Origin of the sequence: Anaerococcus lactolyticus S7-1-13 (assembly GCF_000758765.1) — a bacterium.
In the GTDB taxonomy this organism is placed as follows: domain Bacteria; phylum Bacillota; class Clostridia; order Tissierellales; family Peptoniphilaceae; genus Anaerococcus; species Anaerococcus lactolyticus.
In genome coordinates this window covers 58,721-82,887 of record NZ_JRMW01000033.1, presented here as the reverse complement: position 1 = coordinate 82,887, position 24,167 = coordinate 58,721, and the positions used below count along the sequence as shown (strand labels likewise).

General features: G+C 30.9%; 27 protein-coding genes. 26 read left to right on the top strand and 1 reads right to left on the bottom strand.

The window, feature by feature from the left end:
- Positions 1 to 38: 38 nt before the first annotated feature.
- The 6 genes from HMPREF1630_RS04995 to HMPREF1630_RS04970 are packed head-to-tail and all read left to right on the top strand — an operon-like array spanning position 39 to position 5,467.
- Complete coding sequence (locus HMPREF1630_RS04995; protein ID WP_037327629.1) at positions 39 to 392, top strand: Asp23/Gls24 family envelope stress response protein; 354 nt, start codon at positions 39 to 41, stop codon at positions 390 to 392.
- A gap of 7 nt (positions 393 to 399) precedes the next feature.
- The gene (locus tag HMPREF1630_RS04990) at positions 400 to 1,968 is read left to right on the top strand and encodes a DAK2 domain-containing protein (RefSeq protein ID WP_037327627.1); all 1,569 of its coding nucleotides are present in this window, start codon (positions 400 to 402) and stop codon (positions 1,966 to 1,968) included.
- Positions 1,961 to 3,952 carry an ATP-dependent DNA helicase RecG gene (locus tag HMPREF1630_RS04985; RefSeq protein ID WP_052039373.1) on the top strand — a complete coding sequence of 664 codons (1,992 nt, stop codon included), beginning with the start codon at positions 1,961 to 1,963 and terminating at the stop codon, positions 3,950 to 3,952. Before HMPREF1630_RS04990 ends, HMPREF1630_RS04985 begins: the two co-directional genes overlap by 8 nt.
- On the top strand, positions 3,952 to 4,494 hold the full coding sequence (rsmD, locus tag HMPREF1630_RS04980; RefSeq protein ID WP_037327624.1) for a 16S rRNA (guanine(966)-N(2))-methyltransferase RsmD: 543 nt from the start codon (positions 3,952 to 3,954) through the stop codon (positions 4,492 to 4,494). Before HMPREF1630_RS04985 ends, rsmD begins: the two co-directional genes overlap by 1 nt.
- Positions 4,491 to 4,973: a pantetheine-phosphate adenylyltransferase gene (coaD, locus tag HMPREF1630_RS04975; protein ID WP_004827598.1), complete on the top strand. Its 483-nt coding sequence runs from the start codon at positions 4,491 to 4,493 to the stop codon at positions 4,971 to 4,973. The genes rsmD and coaD overlap by 4 nt, the downstream gene beginning before the upstream one ends.
- 8 nt (positions 4,974 to 4,981) lie before the next feature.
- On the top strand, positions 4,982 to 5,467 hold the full coding sequence (locus HMPREF1630_RS04970; RefSeq protein ID WP_004827596.1) for a hypothetical protein: 486 nt from the start codon (positions 4,982 to 4,984) through the stop codon (positions 5,465 to 5,467).
- A gap of 12 nt (positions 5,468 to 5,479) precedes the next feature.
- Here the strand turns inward: HMPREF1630_RS04970 and HMPREF1630_RS04965 are convergent, their stop codons facing one another.
- Positions 5,480 to 6,646 (bottom strand): nucleotidyltransferase family protein, encoded by a 1,167-nt coding sequence (locus HMPREF1630_RS04965; protein WP_037327622.1) that lies wholly within the window; start codon positions 6,644 to 6,646, stop codon positions 5,480 to 5,482.
- 150 nt (positions 6,647 to 6,796) lie between these two features.
- Between HMPREF1630_RS04965 and efp the strand changes: the two genes are divergently transcribed.
- From efp to HMPREF1630_RS04865, 20 genes are all read left to right on the top strand, one after another.
- A complete protein-coding gene (gene efp / locus HMPREF1630_RS04960) occupies positions 6,797 to 7,354 on the top strand; it encodes an elongation factor P (protein ID WP_037327619.1) in 558 nt (185 codons plus the stop codon).
- A 9-nt stretch (positions 7,355 to 7,363) separates the two neighbouring features.
- Positions 7,364 to 7,693 (top strand): Asp23/Gls24 family envelope stress response protein, encoded by a 330-nt coding sequence (locus HMPREF1630_RS04955; RefSeq protein WP_037327616.1) that lies wholly within the window; start codon positions 7,364 to 7,366, stop codon positions 7,691 to 7,693.
- Entirely contained in the window at positions 7,693 to 8,079 is a 387-nt protein-coding gene (locus tag HMPREF1630_RS04950) for a transcription antitermination protein NusB (RefSeq protein ID WP_037327614.1), read from the top strand. The genes HMPREF1630_RS04955 and HMPREF1630_RS04950 overlap by 1 nt, the downstream gene beginning before the upstream one ends.
- The gene (gene xseA / locus HMPREF1630_RS04945; protein WP_037327611.1) at positions 8,076 to 9,260 is read left to right on the top strand and encodes an exodeoxyribonuclease VII large subunit; all 1,185 of its coding nucleotides are present in this window, start codon (positions 8,076 to 8,078) and stop codon (positions 9,258 to 9,260) included. The genes HMPREF1630_RS04950 and xseA overlap by 4 nt, the downstream gene beginning before the upstream one ends.
- A complete protein-coding gene (xseB, locus tag HMPREF1630_RS04940) occupies positions 9,253 to 9,438 on the top strand; it encodes an exodeoxyribonuclease VII small subunit (protein WP_004827583.1) in 186 nt (61 codons plus the stop codon). The genes xseA and xseB overlap by 8 nt, the downstream gene beginning before the upstream one ends.
- Positions 9,428 to 10,258 (top strand): polyprenyl synthetase family protein, encoded by an 831-nt coding sequence (locus HMPREF1630_RS04935; protein ID WP_081931873.1) that lies wholly within the window; start codon positions 9,428 to 9,430, stop codon positions 10,256 to 10,258. The genes xseB and HMPREF1630_RS04935 overlap by 11 nt, the downstream gene beginning before the upstream one ends.
- Before the next feature lie 8 nt (positions 10,259 to 10,266).
- On the top strand, positions 10,267 to 10,719 hold the full coding sequence (locus tag HMPREF1630_RS04930) for an arginine repressor (protein ID WP_004827579.1): 453 nt from the start codon (positions 10,267 to 10,269) through the stop codon (positions 10,717 to 10,719).
- Positions 10,719 to 12,407 (top strand): DNA repair protein RecN, encoded by a 1,689-nt coding sequence (recN, locus tag HMPREF1630_RS04925; protein WP_037327608.1) that lies wholly within the window; start codon positions 10,719 to 10,721, stop codon positions 12,405 to 12,407. The genes HMPREF1630_RS04930 and recN overlap by 1 nt, the downstream gene beginning before the upstream one ends.
- Entirely contained in the window at positions 12,400 to 12,948 is a 549-nt protein-coding gene (locus tag HMPREF1630_RS04920) for an NUDIX hydrolase (protein ID WP_037327605.1), read from the top strand. Before recN ends, HMPREF1630_RS04920 begins: the two co-directional genes overlap by 8 nt.
- The gene (locus HMPREF1630_RS04915; protein ID WP_037327602.1) at positions 12,938 to 13,636 is read left to right on the top strand and encodes a segregation and condensation protein A; all 699 of its coding nucleotides are present in this window, start codon (positions 12,938 to 12,940) and stop codon (positions 13,634 to 13,636) included. The genes HMPREF1630_RS04920 and HMPREF1630_RS04915 overlap by 11 nt, the downstream gene beginning before the upstream one ends.
- Complete coding sequence (gene scpB, locus HMPREF1630_RS04910; protein WP_037327601.1) at positions 13,633 to 14,157, top strand: SMC-Scp complex subunit ScpB; 525 nt, start codon at positions 13,633 to 13,635, stop codon at positions 14,155 to 14,157. Before HMPREF1630_RS04915 ends, scpB begins: the two co-directional genes overlap by 4 nt.
- Positions 14,147 to 14,842, top strand: a complete 696-nt coding sequence (locus tag HMPREF1630_RS04905; RefSeq protein WP_037327598.1) for a pseudouridine synthase — start codon at positions 14,147 to 14,149, stop codon at positions 14,840 to 14,842. Before scpB ends, HMPREF1630_RS04905 begins: the two co-directional genes overlap by 11 nt.
- Positions 14,843 to 14,869: 27 nt before the next feature.
- On the top strand, positions 14,870 to 16,084 hold the full coding sequence (locus tag HMPREF1630_RS04900) for a BaiN/RdsA family NAD(P)/FAD-dependent oxidoreductase (protein ID WP_037327691.1): 1,215 nt from the start codon (positions 14,870 to 14,872) through the stop codon (positions 16,082 to 16,084).
- Positions 16,081 to 16,734 carry a (d)CMP kinase gene (gene cmk / locus HMPREF1630_RS04895; protein ID WP_037327596.1) on the top strand — a complete coding sequence of 218 codons (654 nt, stop codon included), beginning with the start codon at positions 16,081 to 16,083 and terminating at the stop codon, positions 16,732 to 16,734. The genes HMPREF1630_RS04900 and cmk overlap by 4 nt, the downstream gene beginning before the upstream one ends.
- A complete protein-coding gene (locus HMPREF1630_RS04890) occupies positions 16,721 to 17,335 on the top strand; it encodes a lysophospholipid acyltransferase family protein (RefSeq protein ID WP_331279817.1) in 615 nt (204 codons plus the stop codon). Before cmk ends, HMPREF1630_RS04890 begins: the two co-directional genes overlap by 14 nt.
- A complete protein-coding gene (locus HMPREF1630_RS04885) occupies positions 17,316 to 19,385 on the top strand; it encodes a bifunctional 4-hydroxy-3-methylbut-2-enyl diphosphate reductase/30S ribosomal protein S1 (RefSeq protein ID WP_037327591.1) in 2,070 nt (689 codons plus the stop codon). Before HMPREF1630_RS04890 ends, HMPREF1630_RS04885 begins: the two co-directional genes overlap by 20 nt.
- A gap of 56 nt (positions 19,386 to 19,441) precedes the next feature.
- Positions 19,442 to 20,797, top strand: coding sequence for a tRNA (N6-isopentenyl adenosine(37)-C2)-methylthiotransferase MiaB (gene miaB, locus HMPREF1630_RS04880; RefSeq protein ID WP_037327588.1), 1,356 nt, complete (start codon positions 19,442 to 19,444; stop codon positions 20,795 to 20,797).
- Between the two features lie 136 nt (positions 20,798 to 20,933).
- Positions 20,934 to 21,914 carry a V0D/AC39 family V-type ATPase subunit gene (locus HMPREF1630_RS04875; RefSeq protein WP_004827560.1) on the top strand — a complete coding sequence of 327 codons (981 nt, stop codon included), beginning with the start codon at positions 20,934 to 20,936 and terminating at the stop codon, positions 21,912 to 21,914.
- Positions 21,915 to 21,916: 2 nt separating this feature from the next.
- The gene (locus tag HMPREF1630_RS04870; protein WP_037327586.1) at positions 21,917 to 22,810 is read left to right on the top strand and encodes a V-type ATP synthase subunit I domain-containing protein; all 894 of its coding nucleotides are present in this window, start codon (positions 21,917 to 21,919) and stop codon (positions 22,808 to 22,810) included.
- Positions 22,794 to 24,161, top strand: coding sequence for a V-type ATP synthase subunit I (locus tag HMPREF1630_RS04865; RefSeq protein ID WP_037327583.1), 1,368 nt, complete (start codon positions 22,794 to 22,796; stop codon positions 24,159 to 24,161). Before HMPREF1630_RS04870 ends, HMPREF1630_RS04865 begins: the two co-directional genes overlap by 17 nt.
- Positions 24,162 to 24,167 lie beyond the last annotated feature (6 nt).

Sequence of the window (24,167 nt, the reverse complement as noted above, 5' to 3'; positions counted from 1 at the left end):
AAAACGAAGATTTATTATTAATACACTTTGGAGGTATTATGACGATCAGATATGTAAATAATTTAGGAAAAATAACAATCGATGATTCCGTTATTGCAAATATAGCTGTTGCAAGTGTTATGCAATCTTATGGGGTTGTAGGACTCGCATCAAGATCTGCTAGAGATGGGATATACAAGCTTCTTGGAGTAAATAACATGCAAAGAGGCGTTGAGGTTATAAGAAGAGACAATGGTACAGTTGCTATTTACATTTCTTTATTTTTAGAATATGGAATAAGAATACCTGTAGTATGCCAAAATATAATCGAAAATGTTAAATATAATATTGAGAAATCTTTGAATGTTAATGTTGCAGAAGTAAATATCTATGTTCAAGGAATCAATAGATAGGAGAAGTATGAAAGTAATTGATGCAAGTAAGCTCCAACAAATGGTCATTGGAGCCTATAAATATTTAGAAGAGAATAAGTCTCTTGTAGACGAATTAAATGTATTCCCTGTTCCTGATGGAGATACAGGTACAAATATGAATATGACCATGAAATCCGGTGTAGATAAAGTAAATCAAACAAGCGGATTAAGTGTTGAAGAAATAGCCAAAGCTCTTAGCCAAGGCACACTTATGGGTGCTAGGGGTAACTCTGGGGTTATCTTATCTCAACTTGTTAGAGGAATGTCTAAGACTCTCAAAGGTAAGGATGAGATTGGTGCTCTTGAAATAAGAGATATTTTTAAAAATGCAACAAAAACTGCCTATAAAGCTGTCATGCAGCCAACAGAAGGTACCATCCTTACTGTTGCTAGAAAGATGTCTGAAAAGGCAGAAGAAGCTTTTGATGAAAATAAAAATTTAGATGATTATCTTGTGGAGATCATAACTGAAGGTCAAATTGCTCTTGATAATACACCAAAACAACTTCCAGTTCTTAAGGAAGCTGGAGTAGTAGATTCTGGTGGACAAGGTCTGATGTTCCTACTTAGGGGTGCTCTTAATGCTCTTAATGGAGATATCGACAGAGATATTGACCTATCAAGTTCAGAAAGTGTAGAAGAAGGTTCCTATAAGATTTACTTCGAACTTTTAATAAAAGAAAATGACTTTGAAAAAATTAGTGACTCAATTGATTCTTTGTCAACAAATTTCGACTATGAATATAAAGATGGTCACCTAAAGGCAGAAGCTCGTTCTGAATATCCACAACAAATAATTTCGAAGATCCTAGTTGACGGTATTTTAGTAAAACTTGAAGTTGAAAATACTAAACCAGATATCGAAAATGCTGTAAAAGAGCCTGAAAAACTTAAAAAATACGGATTTATAGCTGTATCAAGGGGTGAAGGTTTTGATGAAATATTAAAGTCTATGAATATAGACAAAATTATTTCAGGAGGTCAAACTATGAACCCTTCTACAGAAGATATTTATAAAAATATCGAAGAAGTGGCAGCTGAAAATATAATTATTTTCCCAAACAATAAGAATATAATTATGGCTTCAAAACAGGCTTGCCAATTGACTGACAAAAATGCTATGGTTTTAGAAACAAGATCTATTCCAGAAACATTCACAGCTATGCTCGAGTTCGATGAAGATGAAGATTTAGAAGAGAATATTGAGAATATGGCAGATGCTATTAGTGATATGCACACAGTAGAAGTTTCTATTTCTATTAGAGACACAAGTGTTAATAATATTGAAATTAAGAAAGATGACTATATAGGCATCCTTGATGGAAAGATTGTGGCAACTACTTCTAATATTGAAGAAACAACTAGAGAGGCTATCAAAATTGCCGTTGATAAGGACGATGATATATCATTAGTAACCCTATATTATGGTGAGGAAGCTGATAAGAGAAAGGCAAAAGACCTTGTGAAGAAGCTTTCAAAAGACTATAAGGATATTGATATTGAGTTAGTCTTTGGCGGACAGCCAGTATATTATTATCAAGCTACACTTGAATAAGGATTTAACAAGCTTGAAAGGGATAGGCCCTAAAAAAGCCAAGGCTCTTTCAAAGCTAGATATATATACTGTTAGGGACCTATATTCTTACTATCCAAGGGAATACGAGGATAGAAGGATTAAAGCTAGCGTTTTAAAGGCAAGTCCAACTAGGTCTTATTATTTCGAATGGAAAGCTATTTCAAAAGCCTACGTAAAAAGATTAAAGAACATGATTGTTTCTTATATGTATTTTGCGGAAGGCGATTTTAAAAAAATCAGAGTCATTTGGTTTAATGATAGGTTTTCTATAAGAAAGATTAGATTAAACGAGACTTATAAGTTCTACACTAAAGTAGCTTATAAAAATGGTTACTATGAGTCAGTAAATCCTATTTTTGAAAATTTAGAAGGGGATATGATAGGGGCAATATACTCTATATATCCACTAGCTTCTGGTATCAGCCAAAAAAATCTGAATGCTTTTATCAAGGAAGCCTTAAAAGAATTTGATGTAAGAGAAGACATTTTATCAAAGTCACTAAAGGAAAGATTTAATCTTATGGATAGGGAAAAGGCACTTAAAGAAGTGCATTTTCCTAGTAATCTTCAAACCTTATTCAAAGCAAAAACAGACATAAAAATTGGTGATTTATTAAAAGAATTAATTTTTTTAGATTATCTCGGAAAACTTCAAAGAAATAAACAAGATATAAGTTTAAAATATGATTTGAAAGAAATATTAGCCAAACTTTCTTTTTCCCTAACAAGGTCTCAACTAAGGTCATTGAAGGAAATTTTAGAAGATTCTGATAAAGATATTTCGATGAATAGACTTTTAATAGGAGATGTTGGTTCTGGTAAAACTATTGTGGCCATGGTTTCAATGCTAGTTTTTGGATTAAACTCTTATCAAGCAGCCATGATGGTACCGACAGAGGTGCTTGCTATCCAACAGTATGAAAAATATAAGGATTTTATTGGAGGATTTGGACTAAAGCTTGCTCTTTTAACTGGTTCTTCCAAGAATAAAGAAGAAATTAAAGAAGGTCTTCGAGACGGCACTATTGATATGGCAGTCGGTACTCATGCCCTAATAGAAGAAGACGTGAAATTTAGGAATTTAAGACTTGTTGTAAATGATGAACAGCACAGGTTTGGTGTAAGGCAAAGGCAGGAATTGGCAAAGAAAGGTATTGATGCTAACTACCTAACAATGACAGCTACACCCATTCCACGAACTTTAAGTCTTAGAATAAATAAGATGTTGGATCTAAGTATAATCAACGAACTTCCTAAAGGCAGGGCTAGCATTATAACAAGTATTGTCAATGAAGACCACCAGGAAATTCTTTTTGAAAATATAAAAGAAGGTCTAAAAGCTGGTAGGCAAGTTTATGTTGTTAGCAACAATATTGATGCAGAGGATACTAATTCTGTAGAAAATCTTTATAAAAAATATAAGAAAATCTTTAAGACTCATCGAATAGAAAAACTTCACGGAAAACTTAAGGCGAGTCTTAAGGAAGAAATTTTAAAAAAGTTTAATAACCATGAAATTGATATTTTGATTTCTACGACAGTCATTGAAGTAGGAATAGATGTGGCAAATGCAAATACGATGGTTATTTATAATTCTAATAATTTTGGCTTATCCCAACTTCACCAATTGAGAGGTAGAGTTGGCAGGGGAGAATATGATTCTTATTGCTACTTAGTTAGTAAAGATGTTAATCCTAAAAGTAAGCTAAAAATTCTAGTAGATTCTAATGATGGTTTTGAAATATCACAAAAAGACTATGAACTGAGAGGTGGGGGCAAGATATTATCCCTCATCCAACACGGGAAAAATCTTTCTGAGATTGAATTTTTAAATATGACTGAGGAAGAAACGAATAAAACCTTCGAAATATTTGATTACCTAAAAGAAAATTCTTATAATGGTGTTAATTTAGAATTTATAAGAGATTATTTTGATGAAGATAAGGATATTATATTAAATTGATGAAAGTAGTAGCAGGAAAATATAAAGGATACAATCTATTGAGTCCCAAGTCTAAGACTTCTAGGCCAACCGACAATAAAGTTAAAGAAGCTATCTTTGATATGCTTTATCCTTACAAAAATAGTTTTAGGGCCTTAGATCTTTTCTCTGGCACCGGTCAAATGGGGATAGAGTTTTTATCTAGGGGAGCTGATGAAGTTTACTTTAACGAAAAAAATTATTCTAATTTTTCCATCCTTAATCAAAATCTAGATAAGGTTGATAGGCAAAGAGTTTATGCTTCAAAGATGGATTTTATAAGGTGTTTGAAAGATTTGTCAGAAAAAGGTTTGGATTTTGACTATATTTTTTTAGACCCACCCTATGAGACAGACTTTATAGACAAGGCTTTATTTTATATTTTAGAGTATGACTTATTAAGTGAAGATGGTATAGTTATTACTGAATCAAGTAAAGATATAGATTTTTCTGATAAGTATAACTTAAATATTTTGAAAGATAAATCTTATGGAAGGAAATTTATAAAATTTTATACAAAATGAAAGTAATTTACCCAGGTAGCTTCGATCCCCTTACAAAGGGTCATATGGACATTATCAAAAGACTGAGTAGTATGTTTGATGAAGTGATTGTAGCTATATTAAATAACGAAAACAAATGTTCTCTATTTACTGTTGATGAAAGAAAAGATATAATAAAAGAGGAAATTAGAGACGAAAAGCTATCTAACACATACATATATTCCTTCGATGGACTATTAGTAAAATTTGCACAAGATCATGATGTCAAGCTAATAGCTAGGGGATTAAGGGGTGTTACAGATTATGAATATGAAAAGGATATTGCTAGAGTTAATTCAACTCTTTATGAGGGACTTGAGACAATTTTTCTACTAAGTAATCCTACTTATTCATTTGTTAGTTCGAGTGGTGTTAGAGAAATAGCTGCTTTTAAAGGTGATGTGTCAGCGTTTGTAAGTCCAAGCGTTGAGAAAAAAATTAAAGAAAAATTTAACTATTAGGAGGAAACATGGCAAACAAAATTACTGATCTTATTCTTGAGATGGAAGATATAATGGACGAGGCAAGCTCTGTACCTTTCTCTAAGAAAATCGCAGTAGATCCTGATGAGATTTATGAGATTTTAAATGAAATGAAAGATTCCCTACCTGAAGAAATCAAGCAAGCTCAATGGGTAACTGATGAAAAAGATAGGATTCTGTCTGAAGCAAGCAGTGAAGCAAGCAATAGACTTAGCCAAGCTGAAGGCGAAATTAAAAATTTTAAAGAACAAGCTAAGAGCCAATACCAAAAAATGGTAAGCGAACATGAACTTACCCAACAAGCAAGAAAAGAAGCTGATAGGATTTTACAAGAAGCTGCAGCTGAAGCTAAAAATATAAGACAACAATCCTATGACTATATTGACAGACTTTTCACTGGTTCAATAGATAACTTTGGTCAACTTGTTCAACAACTTGAAAAAAATAGAGATAAAATTTTAGAAAATAGATAAAAATAAGACCTATCAATCGATAGGTCTATTATTGTGCACAAAATCATAATCAATATCTCGATTAATACCGAGGCTATAGAGGTTTGATGCTTCTATCATTTTTTTATGAATTAGAAGATTATTAGAATCTAGCTTAGAGATGTCTTTTTTATTAATCACAAGCTTGAGATTTTCTGATAATTTTTTAAAAATCTGACTCGCATTTTCATTGTAGGCGAGAATTTTTATGAAAGAAATATCAATGTCATTTAAATTTTCGGTATTAGCTAAGATATAATTTAATATTATTCTTTTTATCCTTGACCTCGTATATCTCAACGATGTAGCCTCGTCTAAGAAAGATTTATAAGAAAGATTTCTTCTTGCTAACCTATAAAGATAGTTATCGATACCTTCTTCAAAACCTAATATAGTAGTCATAGGAGATTTTTCTATTAGAATTTTGTACCTAAATATCTTGTATATATAATCTTCATCAAAATCTTGGTAGGTGTTTCTAAAATCAATAAGTTTTTCAAAGGAAATAGCTGGCATTAGCTTATAAATTTCTGAATCTAAATTATTTCTAATCGCAGTCGATGATGCAAAACATTCGTCGTAGATTAATTTATCTTTGTTAGCAGTTTTGATTCTTTTAATAGGGTAAGGTTTTATTTTTGAATTTATTTTATTAATAGCCCTTAAGTATTCAAGAGCCAATATATTATTAGATGAAACAAAGTCGCGTCCGACAAGCTCATTAATTATGAGGTTATATGCTTTAGGATAAGATAGCCCTTCCTTTAAAAGACTTTTTATCTTTCCATCAATAGAATTTTGATTTTCAATGATTTTCCTAGCTCCTTGGAGAAAGTCATCTGGGCTAATGTTTTCAATGCCAAAAACTAAGTAGTCAATATTCATTTTATCTAAAATAACAATTGATTTCAAAGCAAAAAATTCAGCAGCTTGCAAGCTTACAAAACTTGGCATTTCGACCACAAGGTCAAAGCCAGATTTAATAGCCACATAGGCTCTTAAATACTTATCCATAATGCTGGCATCACCTCTTTGGATGAAGTCGCCACTCATAATTGAGATATGTAAATCTGTATTTAATTGGATTTTGGCTTGATCTAATAAAAATTTATGCCCGTTGTGAAAGGGATTAAATTCTGAAATAATTCCTAAGCTTTTCATAAAGACTCCTTGAGTGTATTATACTTATATTTATAAAAGTATGCATAGGGATGAAAACCACATGAAAATAGTTTTATATTTATGAATAAAATTTTCAATTAAGGGCTAAATATGGTATAATAATTAAAGAAATATCAACTAGGAGGAATTATGATTTCAGCAAATGATTTAAGAAAAGGTGTAACTTTCGTATACGATAATGATGTATATCAAGTTGTCGATTTCCAACACGTTAAACCAGGCAAGGGAGCTGCTTTTGTAAGAGCTAAAATTAGGTCTGTTATGAACGGCGGAGCAAAAGATGTAACCTTTAACCCAAGTGAAAAATTTGAAAATGCAGTTATTTCTACAAAAGAAATGCAATATTTATACAATGACGGTCAATTGTATTATTTTATGGACCCAGAAAGTTTCGAACAAATTGGAATCGAAGAAGACAATGTTAAGGATGCTATTATCTATGTAAGAGAAAATGATACAGTTCTTATTAAATTTTACCAAGGTAAGCCATTCTCTATTGATCCACAAAACTTTGTTGAACTTCAGGTAGTAAAAACAGAGCCAGGTGTTAAGGGAGATACTGCTACTAACGTTACAAAACCAGCTACAGTTGAAACTGGAGCAGTAATCAACGTGCCAATATTTGTAAACGAAGGCGATGTAATTAAAATAGATACAAGAAGTGGTGAATACCTATCAAGAGTTTAGGAGTAGATAATGTCAAGTAATTTCAAAGACGGTTCTGTGAAGATTGCAGATGAGGTTTTAGATCAAATCGCAATCCAAGCGGCTAATGACGTTTATGGAGTATATGAAGAAAATTCTGATGAAGGATTTATTCATTCACTAGGAACTAGGACAAATAAATCATCAATTAGAAATGTTGATGGTCACCTTGTTATAGATTTAGATCTTTCTTTGGATAAAAATGTTAATGTTAGGAAAACAGTTAAAAAAATTCAAGAAAATGTTAAAAATGTTGTTGAAACTATGACTGGACTTAATGTTAGCAAGATTAATGTTAATATAAGCAAACTAGAAATCTAATGAAAAGAACTGATCAAAGAGAATGGGTTTTTAAACTTATTTTTCAAGACACAATAAATAAAATCGAAGATACTAAAGATTTATTATCCAACCACAAGCTAAGTGAGGATGAGACTTTTATTGTTGAATCTATTAATTCTTATAAGAAAAATTTTGAAAAGATTGATAAGATTTTACAAGACAATGCACCAAAAGGTATGCCAAAGCTTAGTAGGGTGGTTAAGTCGATAATTTATTTATCCATCAATGAAATATATTTTCTTGATATACCTGTTTCTGTTTCAATAAATGAAGCTGTAAATATTGCCAAAAAGTTTTCTAATGAAGACGACTATAAGATAGTTAATTTGATCCTTGGCAATATTGTAAGAAATGAAAATAAATGAGAAAACCCTTAAGTGTTAAGCAATTTAATGAATATATAAAATCGAATATTAAACATGACCCAATCTTTCAAAGAATAAATTTAATAGGTGAACTTTGCAATATTAGAATTAACAATTATCATTTATATTTTTCCTTAAAGGAAGGCAATGATTTAATAGATGCTGTTATTTACTATTACGAAGATAAGGAAATAAGTTTTGATTTTAGCCCTGGTAAAGAAGTAATTATTAAGGGAAATCTTTCTTTTAATAATTACTCTTCAAAGCTTGTTATTATTGTAAATGAAGTTGAGGATGTCGGTATTTCAAAAGAATTTTTAGAATTTCTCAAAATGAAAGAGGAATTTAAGTCAAAGGGCTACTTTGAAAAGGAAAACAAAAAGCCGATACCAAAACTTGTTAAAAAAATAGGGTTAATAACATCTAAAGACGGAGCTGCTATTATGGATTTTCTTGCCATGATAAACAGCAAGGCTAATGATATACATATTTATCTAGATCCTGTAAAGGTTCAAGGTGATGACGCAGAAGTTTTGATTGCAAATGCTATCAGAACTTTAGATAATCTTAGCTTGGATGTAATTGTTATCACCAGGGGTGGGGGCTCTAATGAAGATTTATCAAGCTTTAACAAGAGAAAAATTATTGAAGCTGTATTTGCAGCAAAAACCCCAATTATCTCAGCTATTGGTCATAACATAGATACGACTTTAATTGACTACACAAGTGATTTAAGCCTGCAAACACCAACTGAGGTGGGGTCATATTTGATTAGTGATTATGTAGATTACGAAAAAAAGATAATTAACAAATTTGATAAGGCTGAGTCATTAATTAAAAACACAATAGTTATGACTGAACTTAAGCTTAAGGTATTAGATGCTAAAATAAAAAAATCTTCACCAGCTAAGCTAACTGAGGATAAAATAAATGCACTTAGTTCGCTAAACCAAGAGATCAACAAGGCTATAAAAAATGTTTTCAGCTACAATGAAAATAAGTTTAAGAATTTGGCAATCAAACTGGATTATGTAGAAAAATTAATTGATGTTAGAAAACAACATTTTGAAATAAAATTTGATGGGAAAAACGTCTATTCTGCACACAGCTTAACTGAAGGAGATCAAATAGAATTGATATTTGTTGATGGAAAATTAAAGGCAAGGATTATTAATGGATAAATCTTTCGAAGACCAATACAAAAAAATCGAAGAAATTTTAGATGAAATTGAAAATAATAAGGATAATCTAGATGAAGCAATCAAGCTTTATGACAAAGCTAAAAATATGTATAAGGACCTTGAAGAAAAGTTAGAAGACTTTAGAGCCAAGGTGGAAGTTATAGGAAATGATGAATAAAGAAAAATTTTTGGAAAGTCTCAGTTTAGATAAGAAGATTATTGACAGGGAAATTCAATCATACTTTAATCCTAAAAATAAACTTGAAGAGGCTATGGTCTATGCAACAGATGGTGGTAAGAGGATAAGAGCATTCTTATACCTAGAAACAAAGAAAATGTTTTCACAAAACATTAGCGAATTGGACTATAAACTCGCTATGTCAATCGAATTTATCCATGCCTATTCTTTAGTCCATGATGACCTACCTGCAATGGATGATGATGATTATAGGAGAGGAAAGGAAAGTGTTCATAAAAAGTTTGGTGAAGATATTGGTATCCTTACCGGAGATTCCTTACTAAATGAAGCGGCACTTGTACTTTTTGATATAGGTATTAAAGATTCTTCATATCTAAAGGCTTCGTCTTATATTCTAGAAAGAGCATCAAGATATGGAATGATTGAAGGACAAGTCATGGATTTAAGAAGAGAGTCGACTTATGATTTATCCTATCTTTTAGAAGTATATAAGAAAAAAACATCAGACTTATTTAAGGCGGCATGCCTAGCAGCAGCTTTAACTAGCAACGAGACTGAAGATACTTATAGAAAAATCGAGGTATTTGCAGAAAATCTTGGACTCGCCTTTCAAATCCAAGATGATTTACTCGAGGATACTTACAAAGATGAACTTAATATTCTAAATGTAATGGAAAAACAGGATGCTATTAAACTTTTAGATGAAGTCGATAATAATGCAAGAAACTCTATTAGAGATTTTAAAAATAATGAAGTTTTATCATATTTAATTGATTACTTATCAAGTCGAAGTTATTAGGGGAAATTATGAAAAAATACACTAGACAAAGATTAATATTAGATATTATTCAAAACAATGACGTCAGAACCCAAAGCCAACTTTCTGAAATCTTGAAATCCCAAGGGGTAAATGCGACTCAAGCAACAATTTCTAGGGATATAAAAGAGTTAAGAATTTCAAAGGTGCAAAGTGATGATTATGAGTACAAATATACTGTCGTAGATGCTGTTTATGATACTTTAACAGAAAGAATTGAAAAGATTTTTAAGGAAGCGGTACTATCTGTAGAAATTTCTGCTCAACTTATAGTGATTAAAACCATATCATATTGCGCAACTGTATGTGGACAATATATTACCAATGCCAAATTAGATAATGTGGGTGGTATGGTTACCGGAATAGACACTATATTTATAACACCTAAAGACTTTGAATCAATTGAAAATCTTGTTGAAGATATAAGGGCACTTGTTAAATAATGCTTGCGGAGCTTTATATAGATAATTTTATTATTATCAAAAAAGATCATATATTTTTTGAAGATAAGTTTAATGTCTTGACAGGTGAAACAGGTTCAGGAAAATCTATAATCCTTGAAGCGATTAATTTACTTTTAGGCAAAAGAGCCAGTAAGGATATTATTGGCAATTTTAAAGATCAAAGTATCATAGAAGCTGTTTTTTTACTAAAGGATGATTTGATACAAAAATTAACAAATCTAGGTATTAGTTTTGATGATGATAAACTTATTATTACTAGAAATATTGGGAAAAACACTTCAAGCATTAGAATTAATGGTAGACTTTCAAATATTAATATTCTAAAAGAAATAAGTGATGATTTGATTGATGTCTATAAGCAAGGTGACTCAAATATCTATATGAATAAGGCTAATTATATCGACCTTATAGATTCATATCAAAATGATGGCAAAACAAAAGACATCCGAAGCAAGTTGGCAAGTTTATTTAAGGAAAAAAACGACTACTTAAGACGATTTAAAGATTTTGATTTATCCGATGAAGAATTAAGTAGGGAAAGAGATTTGTTGAACTATCAAATTGATGAGATTGATAGTATTGATTTATTTAATCTTGATGAGGAAGAAATTGAAAGTGAGTATAAGAGACTTACTAATATTTCAAGTTTGAAAGACGGTTACTACAGGATGCTTGAACTACTAGATTCAAGTGATTATGAGATAGCATCAGCAAGCAAACTTCTAAATGAAGCTGCTTCAAATATATCCGAATTCATTACTATAGATAAAAAATCTTCTGACCTTTATAACAGGTTAGTAGCCTTATCGGATGAACTTGACGACATTTATTCGCAAGCAGATTCCTATGTAGATTTTCTATCAACAGATCCTGAAAAACTGGAAGCATTGGAAGATTTAAATAAAAAACTTTTTGACTTAAAAAGAAAATACGGCAACAACATTGATGACATCAAGGCTTATTATGACTCGATGAAAGAAAGGCTGAGTGAGTTAGATCAAATTGATGATTTAAGGAATAATCTTACTAATATTTTATCAGATATTGATAATAAGATTATGAAATATTCGGAAGAAATTCACGAGATAAGAATAAATAAAATAAAGAGCCTAGAAAAATCATTGAACAAAGAAATAGTGGAATTAAATATAAAAAATGGTAAGTTTAAAGTCGGTATTAATAAAAAAGAAAACATCGATAAAACTGGTTTCGATGATGTTGATTTCTTAATAAGAACAAATAAAGGTGAGAGTTTGACATCTTTAACAAAAACTGCATCTGGAGGAGAAATCTCCAGGATAATGTTAGCATTTAAAGACGTTTTTGCTAGTTTTGATGAGATAGACACAATGATTTTTGATGAAATTGATACTGGTATAAGTGGTAGGACTGCACAGATTGTCGGAGAAAAAATACTAGACCTTTCTAGTAAAAGACAGATTATAGCCATAAGTCACTTGCCACAGATAGCTTCCCTTGCCAATAACCATATATTAATCAGCAAGGAAGATGATGGAAATTATACAATATCAAGTTCCAAAAATATAAAAGAAGACGAGAGAACTCTTGAAATTGCTAGATTAATTGGTGGAGTTGACATTACACAAACTACTATTAAATCAGCCAGAGAAATTTTGAAAATGGCGGAGGATCTAAGAAATGAATGAAGAAAAGTTATATGAAAAAACAATAAAGTCAGATACTATTTATGACGGTAAAATTCTTAAGCTCAGGGTGGAAACTGTTGAACTTGAAAATAAGAGATATTCTAAGAGGGAAATAGTCGACCACCAAAAAGGAGTTGGTATTATCGCTTTTGATGGTCCTGATAAGATATGGATGGTTCGTCAATATAGGAAGGCTATCGATAAGGTAACTCTAGAAATTCCTGCAGGTCTTGTGGACCCAGGTGAACTTCCAATTGAAACTGCAAAAAGAGAACTCCAAGAAGAAGTGGGATTTTTCCCTCAGAAAGTAACTTATCTATTCGATATGCACGCTTCACCTGGTTTTACAAACGATAAATTATCTTTTTTCGTTGCTGAAGATTTAGTAGAATCTCCATTAGACTTAGACGAGGATGAAAATTTGATGAGTAAATCATATTTATTAACTGATTTATATCAGATGATTGAAAATGGTGAAATAACTGACGCTAAGACAATTATTGCAATTTTTTATGCTCTAAGAAGGATAAATGAAGCTTAATATAAAACTTGAAGATTTTGAGGGCCCTTTTGAGCTATTGTTAAAACTGATTGATAGGGAAAAAATTGACATATATGACGTAAAAATAGAAGAGATTACAGCTCCATTTTTAGAGGAAATGGCAAAAATGGATATTGATATTTCTATGCTATCTGAATTTATATATACATCTTCAATTCTATTGACAATTAAGGCAAACAAACTCTTGCCAAAACCTGAAAATGAAGGGCTAGAAGAAGATTTTCTTTCTTATCTTATTGAATATAAAAAAATAAAATCTGTTCAAGATGATTTTAAATTTTTAGAAGATGAAGCTAGGAAAATTCATTCAAAATATCAAGAAGATCTCTCAACTTATCAAAAAGATAATTTAATCATATCTCAAGATGTCGATATTCTTTCTAATGAATTTTCAAAGTTACTAAGAAGACTTGCGATAGAAAAAAAGAGCGAAGAGAAAATTTTTGAGCAAGTTAAGATACCGGATGTTAATTCATATTTGATAAGTCTTAGGAAGACCCTAAACTTTTCTAAAGAATTAAACTTGGTTGATATTACCAAAAGAATTAATTCAAAAGCTGAGTGTATTGCAACTTTCCTAGCCTTATTAGAAATGGTAAGGCTAAATGAAATATATATTAAACAAATAGATATGAACTCATTTAAGATTATTAAGAGGGTTAAATGACGGAAGACTACTTAAAAGGTCTCATTGAAGAGGTCTTATATATATGGGCTGAACCTATAAGTATTGATGAAATTAGTAAAATTTTATATGACTTGCCTAAGGCTGATATAAAAAAATGCCTAGATGAGATGATTGATGAAAGAAAAGACAGGCAAACTGGTCTTGTTATAAGAAATTTTAACAATTCTTTCCAATTTACAACTAGGAAGGCTAGCGATAAGTATTTTGAATCACTTCTTTCAAAGTCAGATAAAAAACTAACAAATTCAACCCTAGAGACTTTATCAATAATAGCTTATAAGCAGCCAATAACAAGAGTTGAGATAGATAAAATCAGAGGGGTTAATTCTCAATCAACTATTGATTCGCTTTTAGAAAAAAAATTAATTACAGAAAAAGGAAGGCTCGATAAAATAGGCAAGCCAATTATCTATGTAACAACTGATAACTTTTTGCAATATTTTAATTTGAATTCTTTGGATGACTTGCCTGAAATAAGGATAGAGAAAAATGAGGATTAATAAATTTATTGCTCATGCTGGTTACACTTCAAGGAGAAAGGCTGACGAGCTGATTCTAAAGGGCAAGGTAAAAATTAATGATGAAGTAATCTTAGAACCAGGAATTGATGTTTGTGATGATGATAGGGTTGAAGTAGAAGGTAAAGTTTTATCGATCGAAAAGAAGTTTTATATAAAATTGTATAAGCCAGTAGGCTTTATAACATCGAATTTTGATCCCTATAATGAAAAAGACTTAAATGACTTAGTTGATATTGATAAGAGGTTTTTTGCTGCAGGCAGGTTAGATAAGGATAGTGAAGGACTTTTAATAATAACAAATGACGGCGAATTTACCAACAATCTAATCCATCCTAAATACAAACTTGATAAGGAATACATAGTTAAAGTCGATAAAAAACTTAAGGACTATCAAGAAAAGCAATTTGCACAAGGCCTTGATTTAGGCAATGGTGAAAAAACATCTGATGCTAAAATCGAATATTTGGAAAATAACACTTACAGGGTTATAATCCATCAGGGATACAATAGACAGATAAGAAGGATGTTTAAGGTTTTCGGAATAAAAGTTGTAAGTCTAAAAAGAATAAGGATAGGGAAGATTAGCCTATCAAATCTTAAGGAAAAAGAATACAGATATTTTAATGAAGAGGAATTAAAATTTGTAGAAGAAATTAGAAGATAGGTGACTATCTTTTTTTGTGGGATAAATATGAAAAAAATTGGGATAATTGGTGCAGGCCCTGCGGGGTTGATGGCTGCTATAAGAGCAAAGAATGAAAATAATATAGTTACAGTTTTTGAAACTAATGAGAAAATTGGTAAAAAACTCCTCATGACTGGTGGTGGCAGATGTAACATTACGAATGCTGCTTACTATCAAGATTTCTTAGATAATGTCGTTACAAATAAGAAATTTATTTATTCTGCCTTTACGAATTTTGATAATTTTTCTATGATTGATTTTTTAAATAAAAATGGGATAGAAACAATCATAGAGGAAGATGGTAGAGTTTTTCCGAAATCTGAGAAGGCGATAGATATTGTAAAGTTTTTTGAAGCTAAGCTTAAAGAGAAGTCTATAAATCTTATAACTAATACAAAAATTAATAAGGTATATAAGGATAAAAATTTTTATCTCACCGATCAAAATGGAAAAACCTACGAATTTGATTATTTAATTATAGCTACAGGTGGAAAATCTTACCCTAAAACAGGCTCTGATGGAATTGGTTATAAACTTGCAAGAAAGTTAGGGCATGAAATCATTGAGCCTAAAGCGGTTCTTGTACCTATATTTATAAAGGACAAGATAAATTTTAAAGCCCAGTCTTTTAGGAATATAAAAATAAATATATTAACAGATAAAGATAATGTTTCAGTCGAAGGTGATCTTCTTATTAATGCTAATTTCTTAACTGGACCTGCTGCGCTTAAGGCAAGTTCTTATATGAGAGATAAAAAAATAAGCAAGGTGTCTATAGATTTTTATCCAAATCTAACTTATAATGATTTAGATAAGCAAATTCTAAATTTACTGGGTGAAAACTCGAAGAAAAGTGTTGGAAACGCATTAAAGACCCTTTTAAATCCATATTTACTTGATGAAATATTTAGACGAAATAATTTGAATTTAGGAAAAAAATCAAGTGAATTTACAAAAGAAGATAGAAAATCATTGATTGAAAAAATTAAAGATTTTGATCTTGAATTTGATAGACTAGGGTCGTTTGAATCTGCAGTTGTAACTAGAGGCGGAATAGATGTAACTAAGTTAAATCCAAAAAATATGCAATCAAAATTAGTAGAGGGTTTATTTTTTGCAGGCGAAATCCTGGATATAGATTGTCTTACAGGTGGTTTTAATTTACAAATTTGTTTTAGCACAGCATATTCAGCCGGGACTTACATTAAGGAGAACACATGACATATATAATAGCAATTGATGGCCCAAGTGGATCTGGAAAATCAACCGTATCAGAAATCTTGGCAAAAAAATTAAATATTGAATACTTAAATACAGGCCTTATGTATAGGGCTGTTACAAAGTATTTTCTTGATAAGGGCTTTGGAGAAAATACTGATGACAAAATTTTAAAAGACTTATTAGATGAAATCACAATTGACTTTAGAGACAACAAACTGTTTTTAAATGATGAAGATGTCACTGATAGATTGAGGAATGATCAAGTTACAGCTAATGTTTCTTGGGTCTCCGCTAGAGATTATGTAAGGGAAAAAATGGTAGACCTACAAAGAAAAATTGCAGAAAACACTTCATTTATTCTTGATGGTAGGGATATCGGAAGTGTGGTTTTCCCTGATGCAAAATATAAATTTTATCTAACTGCTTCTGCGTTAACAAGAGCTAAAAGACGTTTTGACCAAGGCGAATCTGATATGACAATAGATGAAATAGAAAAAGCAATAATAAAAAGAGATGACTATGACTCAAACAGAAAAGTTTCACCTTTGAAAGTTGCCGAAGGCGCCATTGTCGTTGATAGCTCAAACTTAAATATTGACCAAACAGTTAATGAAATCTTATCTTTAATGGAGAAAAATGATGTTTTATAGGGTTGTTGTCGCCATATTGAGGGTCTTATTTTTTCCTTTTTATAGGGTAAGAGTCAATGGCAGGGAAAATATTCCTGAAAAGACCGATATAATTGCTTGTGCGAACCATTGGTCTAACCTTGACCCTTTTTTTCTAGCCCTTAATCTCCCCATAAAGTTTAACTTTATGGCCAAAAAAGAACTTTTTGAAATACCAGTCTTAAGAAATATTTTAAAAGCGGCTGGCGTTTTTCCCATAGACCGAAAGGGAAATGATTTAAAAGCTCTTAGATATGCAATTGGACTCATAAAAGATGGCAAAACTCTTGGCATTTTCCCTGAGGGAACTAGGGTAAAGAAAATATCAAGGGAAAATATGCACGAAGGAATTGGGTTCATCGCTCTAAAAGCAAAGGCAGATATCCTACCTATTGAAATAGTAACAAGTTATAAATTATTTTCTAGTGTTGATATTTATGTCAAAGAGCCTATTGCTATTGAAAAATATGCTGACATTAAAAATAAAGAGGCAATGAAGATGATTAGCGATGAGGTATTCTATGCCATATATGACCATAGAGATATAATAGAAAGTGAAAAAAATGGAAATAATAATTGCTGAAAATTCAGGTTTTTGCTTTGGTGTAAAAAGAAGCGTAGAACTTGCAGAAAAAGCTTTGGATAGTAATAAAACTGTTTACTGCTTGGGTCCCTTAATCCATAATCCTCAACTTGTCGAATCTTTTAGCAAAAGAGGACTTACTGTGATTGACCATGATGAAGCTTTGAATATAAAAGATAGCTTGATTGTGATAAGAGCTCATGGTGAGGATAAAAATTTTAAAGATAAGCTAATCGAAAATGGAAATGAACTTTACGATGCGACTTGTCCAGTCCTAAATAGTATTTATAAAAAAATTATTCAAAAGGAAAAAGATGGTTACCAGGTTATAATTGTAGGTGATAATACACATCCTGAAATAATTGCTATGGACTCTTGCATAAAACATGGTATAGTAGTTAAAGATGAGACTGAAGCAAAAAATATTAAGAATTACGATAAGCTATATGTGGTAAGCCAAACTACAAATAGGTTAGAGTTTTTCAGAAATATTGCTAACAAGTTAGAAGAAAATAATGATAGTGTAGTAATAGAAAACACAATTTGCAATGCTACAAAATTAAGGCAGGACTCTGCTAAAAAACTGGCAAGTCAAGTGGATTGCATGATTGTTGTTGGTGGTTTTAATAGTTCTAATACGAATAAGCTATACCAAGTAGCTAGTATGTTTTGTAAAAATGTTTTTAGGATTGAAACTGTTAAAGATCTACCTTTGCAAAAGCTCTCTAAATTTAAAAAATTAGGAATAATCGCAGGAGCGTCTACGCCTGAGTCGATTATCGAGGAGGTAGTAAGTAGTATGGATGAATTCACAAAAGAAGAATTTATGAACAGTCTGGAGAATAGTTTAAGAAAGATTTACCCAAAAGAGGTAATCACAGGTACAGTAATCAACGTTAAAGATGATGAAGTATTTGTTGACATTCAATATCGTGCAGATGGTATTGTTAAACTAGATGAAATGACTGAAGAAGAACAAAAAGATCCAAAAAACAGTTTTGAAGTTGGTGCTGACATCGATGTTTACGTAATTAAACTAGATGATGGTGAGGGTAATGTTTCCCTTTCTACAAGAAGAGTAGAAGGAATGAAAGCTTGGAAAGAACTATCTGATAAATTTGAAAATGAAGAATTAGTTCATGGTAAAGTTATAAGCTTTAATAAGGGAGGCCTTACTGTTGAAGTTAATGGCGTCAATGGTTTCGTACCAGCTAGCCAAATAGCAACATACTTTGTTAAAAATTTAAAGAAATTCGTTGGTGAAGAATGGGATCTTAAGATCATAAGCATCGATGAAAGAAAAAATAGACTTGTTTTATCTAGAAAAGATGTATTAGAAGCAGAGCTAGATGACCTTTGGGATGAGCTTGAAGAAGGTCAAGTAGTTAAGGGTAAGGTAGCAAGACTTACAGATTTTGGTGCATTCGTAGAAGTTAATGGTCTTGATGGTCTACTTCACGTTTCTGATATAGCTTGGACAAGAGTTGAACATCCATCAGATGTTTTGAATGTTGGCGATGAAATCGAAGTTAAGATTTTAAAACTAAACAAAGAGAAAAACAGAATCTCTCTTGGTCGTAAACAACTTATCGAAAAACCATTTGAAAAATTTGTAAACGAACACCAAGTTGGTGACGTTGTTGAAGGTAAGGTTGTAAACTTACTTGATTTTGGTGCTTTTGTTGAAGTTGCTGACGGTGTTGAAGGACTTGTACACGTTTCAGAAATTTCTTGGGACCACGTGGAAAAACCATCAGATGAATTAAACGTTGGTGATACAATTGAAGTTAAGATTATTTCAATTGACAAGGATGAAGAAAAGGTTGGACTTTCAATTAAGGCTCTTAAAGAAGCTCCAGAAAGACCAGAAAGAAAACCAAGACCACAAGCTAAAACAAATGACAAACCAAGAAGAAAAGTTGAAAGAGATAATTCAATAGCTTTCGGTGATGATGATTTAAATAATAACCTTGGTGATATGCTAGCACAAGCTTTATCAGCACAAGGATCAGATGATTTATTAGGATCAATCGAAGAAGACGCTGAGTAAAATTAGAATCAAAAGGAGATGACTTAGATCATCTCTTTTTTTACTTAAGGAGTAGCATGGTAAGTAAGAAACTAGAAAAATATAAAGATTATTTTAAGGGAAAAACCTATAATATCACGACATTCGGCTGTCAGATGAACGAACACGATTCTGAAAGGATATCCTATATCCTAGAAGATTTAGGATATGTTTATGAAGAGGATAGAAAGAAAGCAGACTTCATTTTATTTAATACCTGTTTGGTAAGAGAAAACGCTGAATTAAAACTTTATGGTCAGGTATCATCTCTTAAAAAAATAAAAGAAAGTCATCCTGAGAAAATTATAGCCGTATCAGGATGTATGATGCAAACAGAAGTAGCAAGACAGGTTATAATAGATAAACATAGGGAAGTAGATATTATTTTTGGAACAAAAAATATAAATTCTTTATCCGATTTAATTTTTAGGTATCTAGAAACAGGAGAAAGAGTTGTTGATGTATCTACCGATAATGTAAAAGATGATTTTGTAAAATACAACACTCCAAATCATTTCCAAGCCTATGTAAACATAATGACAGGGTGCGATAATTTTTGTTCATATTGTATAGTTCCTGAATCTAGAGGAAGGGAAGAATCAAGAAGACCTTCATCAATAATAGAAGAAGTTGAATACCTAGTTAACCAAGGTTATAAGGAAATAACTCTTCTTGGACAAAATGTTAATTCCTATGGTAACAAGGCTGACTTTAATCACACTTTTCCAGAATTGCTTGAAAAAGTAGCGCAAATTCCTAATCTTAAAAGATTAAGGTTTACAACAAGTCATCCTAAAGACTTATCTGATGAATTAATCAAGGTTATCAAAAGAAATGATAATATATGTAAATATTTCCACCTACCATTACAATCTGGATCTGATAAGGTGCTTAAGGATATGAACAGGAAATACACTCAGGAAAAATATTTAGAAAGAGCGAGGAAATTAAAGGAAGAGATTCCAGAAATAGCAATTTCTACTGATATTATTGTAGGCTATCCTACTGAAACTGAGGAAGATTTTGAACAAACACTTAAGGTTTGTAAGGAAGTTGGTTATGATACAGCCTTCACTTTTAAGTACTCACCAAGACCAAAAACTAGAGCGGCAAAGTTAACTCCAATTGATGATGATATAGTTCAAGCAAGGTTTGATAAACTTTTAGACTTATTATATCCAATCTTTAATGAAAAAAATCAAACATATATAGGAAAAACTGTAGAAGTTTTATTGGAATCAGAAAGTAAAAATAATCCAGAGGTCTTAACTGGCAGAACTGACGACTATAAATTGGTTCATGTTAAAGCAGATAAGAGTCTGATTGGGGAATTTGTTAAGGTAAAAATCACTGGAAATACATCTTTTACTATCTCTGGAGATTTAGTAGAATAAAGTTAATAGCTCATATTGTTCTATGGCAATAGAAATATTGGATGTTAAACATTATATATGATTCATAATTAGTATTTTAAAAGCTTTTTTTTAAAAAAATATTGGGTACAATATACCGTGGTAGGAAGGAGGTTTTATGAAAGATGTTTCTGTAAAAGCTAAGGCAAAATTAGGGAAACTTTTAGATGATTATTTGCTTGAAAGAACTATAAACGAGAATGATTTAGCAAGAAAAATTTCTTATCTTAAGAAGAACTATGAATTTTTAGATGAAAATGATAACAAGCTTGTTATAGAAGAAAAATTATATAATCATTTCTATAAACAAGAAAAATCTATCGAGTTCTTTTTAAGAGGCTTAGAAAAGAAATTTTATCAATTGTATTTTTCAATTTATAAAATCTATTTGATACAGGAAATAATTACGAGTATCTTAAATAAGTCTTTGGAAGATAACTATAAATACTTTATTAATAGTCCATTTTTTGAAGGAATGGAACTTCTGCCTAATTTTTCTCTAAATGATTTTGTAAACTCAATTAAAGATAATCATATAAAAAGAGTTCTTGAACCATTTTTAAATGAAAATATGGATCAAGACGAGTTGATATTTTTATCTTCTAATGCGCTTATAAAGTTGTACTACAGGGCTTTATTAAAAATTAGCGAAAAATTTCCTAATAGTGAGTATAAGCATATCAACAAATATTTAGCTGAAGAAATTAATTTATTGAATTTTGAGATGCTTTACAGGTTAAAATCATTTTTTGAAATAAATAATAATGAAGTTTTTAACTACCTTATAGAGGGTGGATATCTGTTTAATGCAGAAAGACTTAGAGAGATATCTAATCTAAATAAGGAAGAATTTATAGAGTATTTTTCTGATGGTAGGTATAAAAATATTTTTGAAGACGAAAACTTGGTTTATAAAAGAATACAAGATAAAAGATGGAAAAATTCGAGGGATGAAATAATCAACGACAATTGCGACATACTTTATGTTGTTTCTGCTATAAATCTTTTGTATCTTGATATAAAAAATATAGTTTCTATTTTGGAAATGGATGAGAAGTATGACTATAATCAGAAGAGAGAATTGTTAATAGGAAGGTAGATATGGCAGTAGAAAAAATGAACCTTGTTAATATAACATCTAGGTTGGAAAATCTTACTGATTTACTAAAAGATGTTATTAATATAGGTCAAATCGAACCGATTGATGCTTTTGGTCAAGTGGCTAGTAGAGCTTTCTCTGTCAAGGCTAGTAGTGAGAACGTCGAACTAACCGAGGATATGAATAATATTACGAGTTTTCATGGGCTTTCTAAAGAAGAACTTGAAAAGTTGAATTATTTAAAGAGATTTTTCGACATCAGCGATGATGAAGAAGTTGGTGAAATATCCAAAGTTATTAGCAAGGATGAGCTCGAAAGATTATATACTAGACTTGAGCCAATGATTAAAAGACGAGAGGAGCTTGTAGAAGAAAAGGATAAATTATTAACTTACAAAAATAATTTAGAGATTCTTACTAAAGCTAATGTTGATATTGAAAAGATTAAGCATTTAAATTATTTCGATTTTAGATACGGTGATGTTACCAAAGACGGTAGATTTATATTGAAAAACAATTATGAAAATATACCATCATTGATTATTCACTTAGATGATGAAGCTGTAAAAAGTGCTGATGCATTAAATACTTTGATTGAGCTTGATAATAAGACTAGTCAAAGAAGAAAAAGTGTCGATGAAATAATTGAAAATGAAAAATCTGAGAGCTTAAGAGTAGCTAATAAGATTGATCAAACATTTTTTGAAAAGCTTTCAAGTGAAGTAGCAAACTTAAATGCAAATAATGACGAAAAAATCAAAAAAGAAGCTCTAGAAATAAAGAATTCTTTTTCTGATAGAAAAAATCACATAGAAAGCTTGTATAAAGAAAAAGTAGATTTACTTGTAGATAATGCGTTTAACAAAATCATCGAGGGGGATGGCAATGACAGATAAAATTAAAAATTCAAAAGAAAATTATTTGTTAGTCTATCCAAAACAAGTTAGTGAGGATATAGGTAGAGCTGTTAATACAATGGGCTTTATCGATAAAAAGCTTCCTGATGAAAATCTTGACTCAATAGAAAGCAAATTAAGTGAAGTTAATCAAGAATTAGACTCATTGGAAAATGAAATCGAAAATTTCAAAAAAAATAATGAGGAAACTTTTGAATCTCTTCCAAGCACTGTTGAATATTACGAAAAGAGTGAAGATATCATCAGTAAAATGGCAAAGGGTGAAAAATATTTATACCTTACAGGTTGGGTTCCAAATTCAAAAGTAAAAGAATTTGAGAATTTATCCAAGAAATATGATAAGACTAATGTTGAAGTAAAAAAAAAATATAATCAAGAACCACCCACTAAGCTAAGAAATAACAAATTATTTAGACCCTTTGAATTTTTAGTAAACATGTATGGCGCTCCTAATTATAATGAAATAGATCCAACTCCATTTTTCGCAGTATCTTACATGCTCCTATATGGAATGATGTTTGGTGACCTTGGACAAGGTTTAGTATTTGTGTTATTAAGTTTTTTAGTCGACAAAAAAGACAAAACATTCGGAGCTCTTATCAGAAGGGTCGGATTTTCAGCATGTTTCTTTGGTTTGATGTATGGTTCAGTATTTGGTATAGAAACTCTTATACCAGCTATTTTGATAAAACCATTTGATAATATAATGAAAGTTCTTATTGCATCTGTTGCATTTGGTATTGGACTACTTGTAATAGCCTATTGTATGGGCATTTATAACAAGTTAGTAAAGCAAAATAATATTGAGGAAGGTATCTTTGGCAAGGAAGGCATTGCAGGCCTTATGATGATGATTTCTTTTGTCTTGATTATCCTTAATATTGTAAAGGTAAACCCAATGCCTATTAGCGTAGGCTTTGCTTTATTAATTGCTTCAATAGTTATGATAATTTTTTCAAAACCAATTGCGGCAAAGATTGAAAAAAGAGATGAAATTTTTGAATCAAGTGCCTTTGATTATTATGTTGAAAGTTCATTTTCAATTATAGAAGCACTTCTTTCAGTATTCTCAAACCTTGTTTCTTTTACAAGGGTAGGAGCCTTTGCTATAAACCACGTAGGCTTGTATATGGCTTTTGAAGTTATGAGTAAAATAGCTGGTGGTGGTATAAAAGGTTTAATTATCTTAATCTTAGGTAACATACTTATTATTGGTCTTGAAGGCATGATAGTTTTTATCCAGGGTTTAAGATTAGAGTTTTATGAAATGTTTAGTAAATATTACCAAGGAAATGGTCGTAAATTTAGACCAGTTAAAGAAAGAAAATAAAAGGAG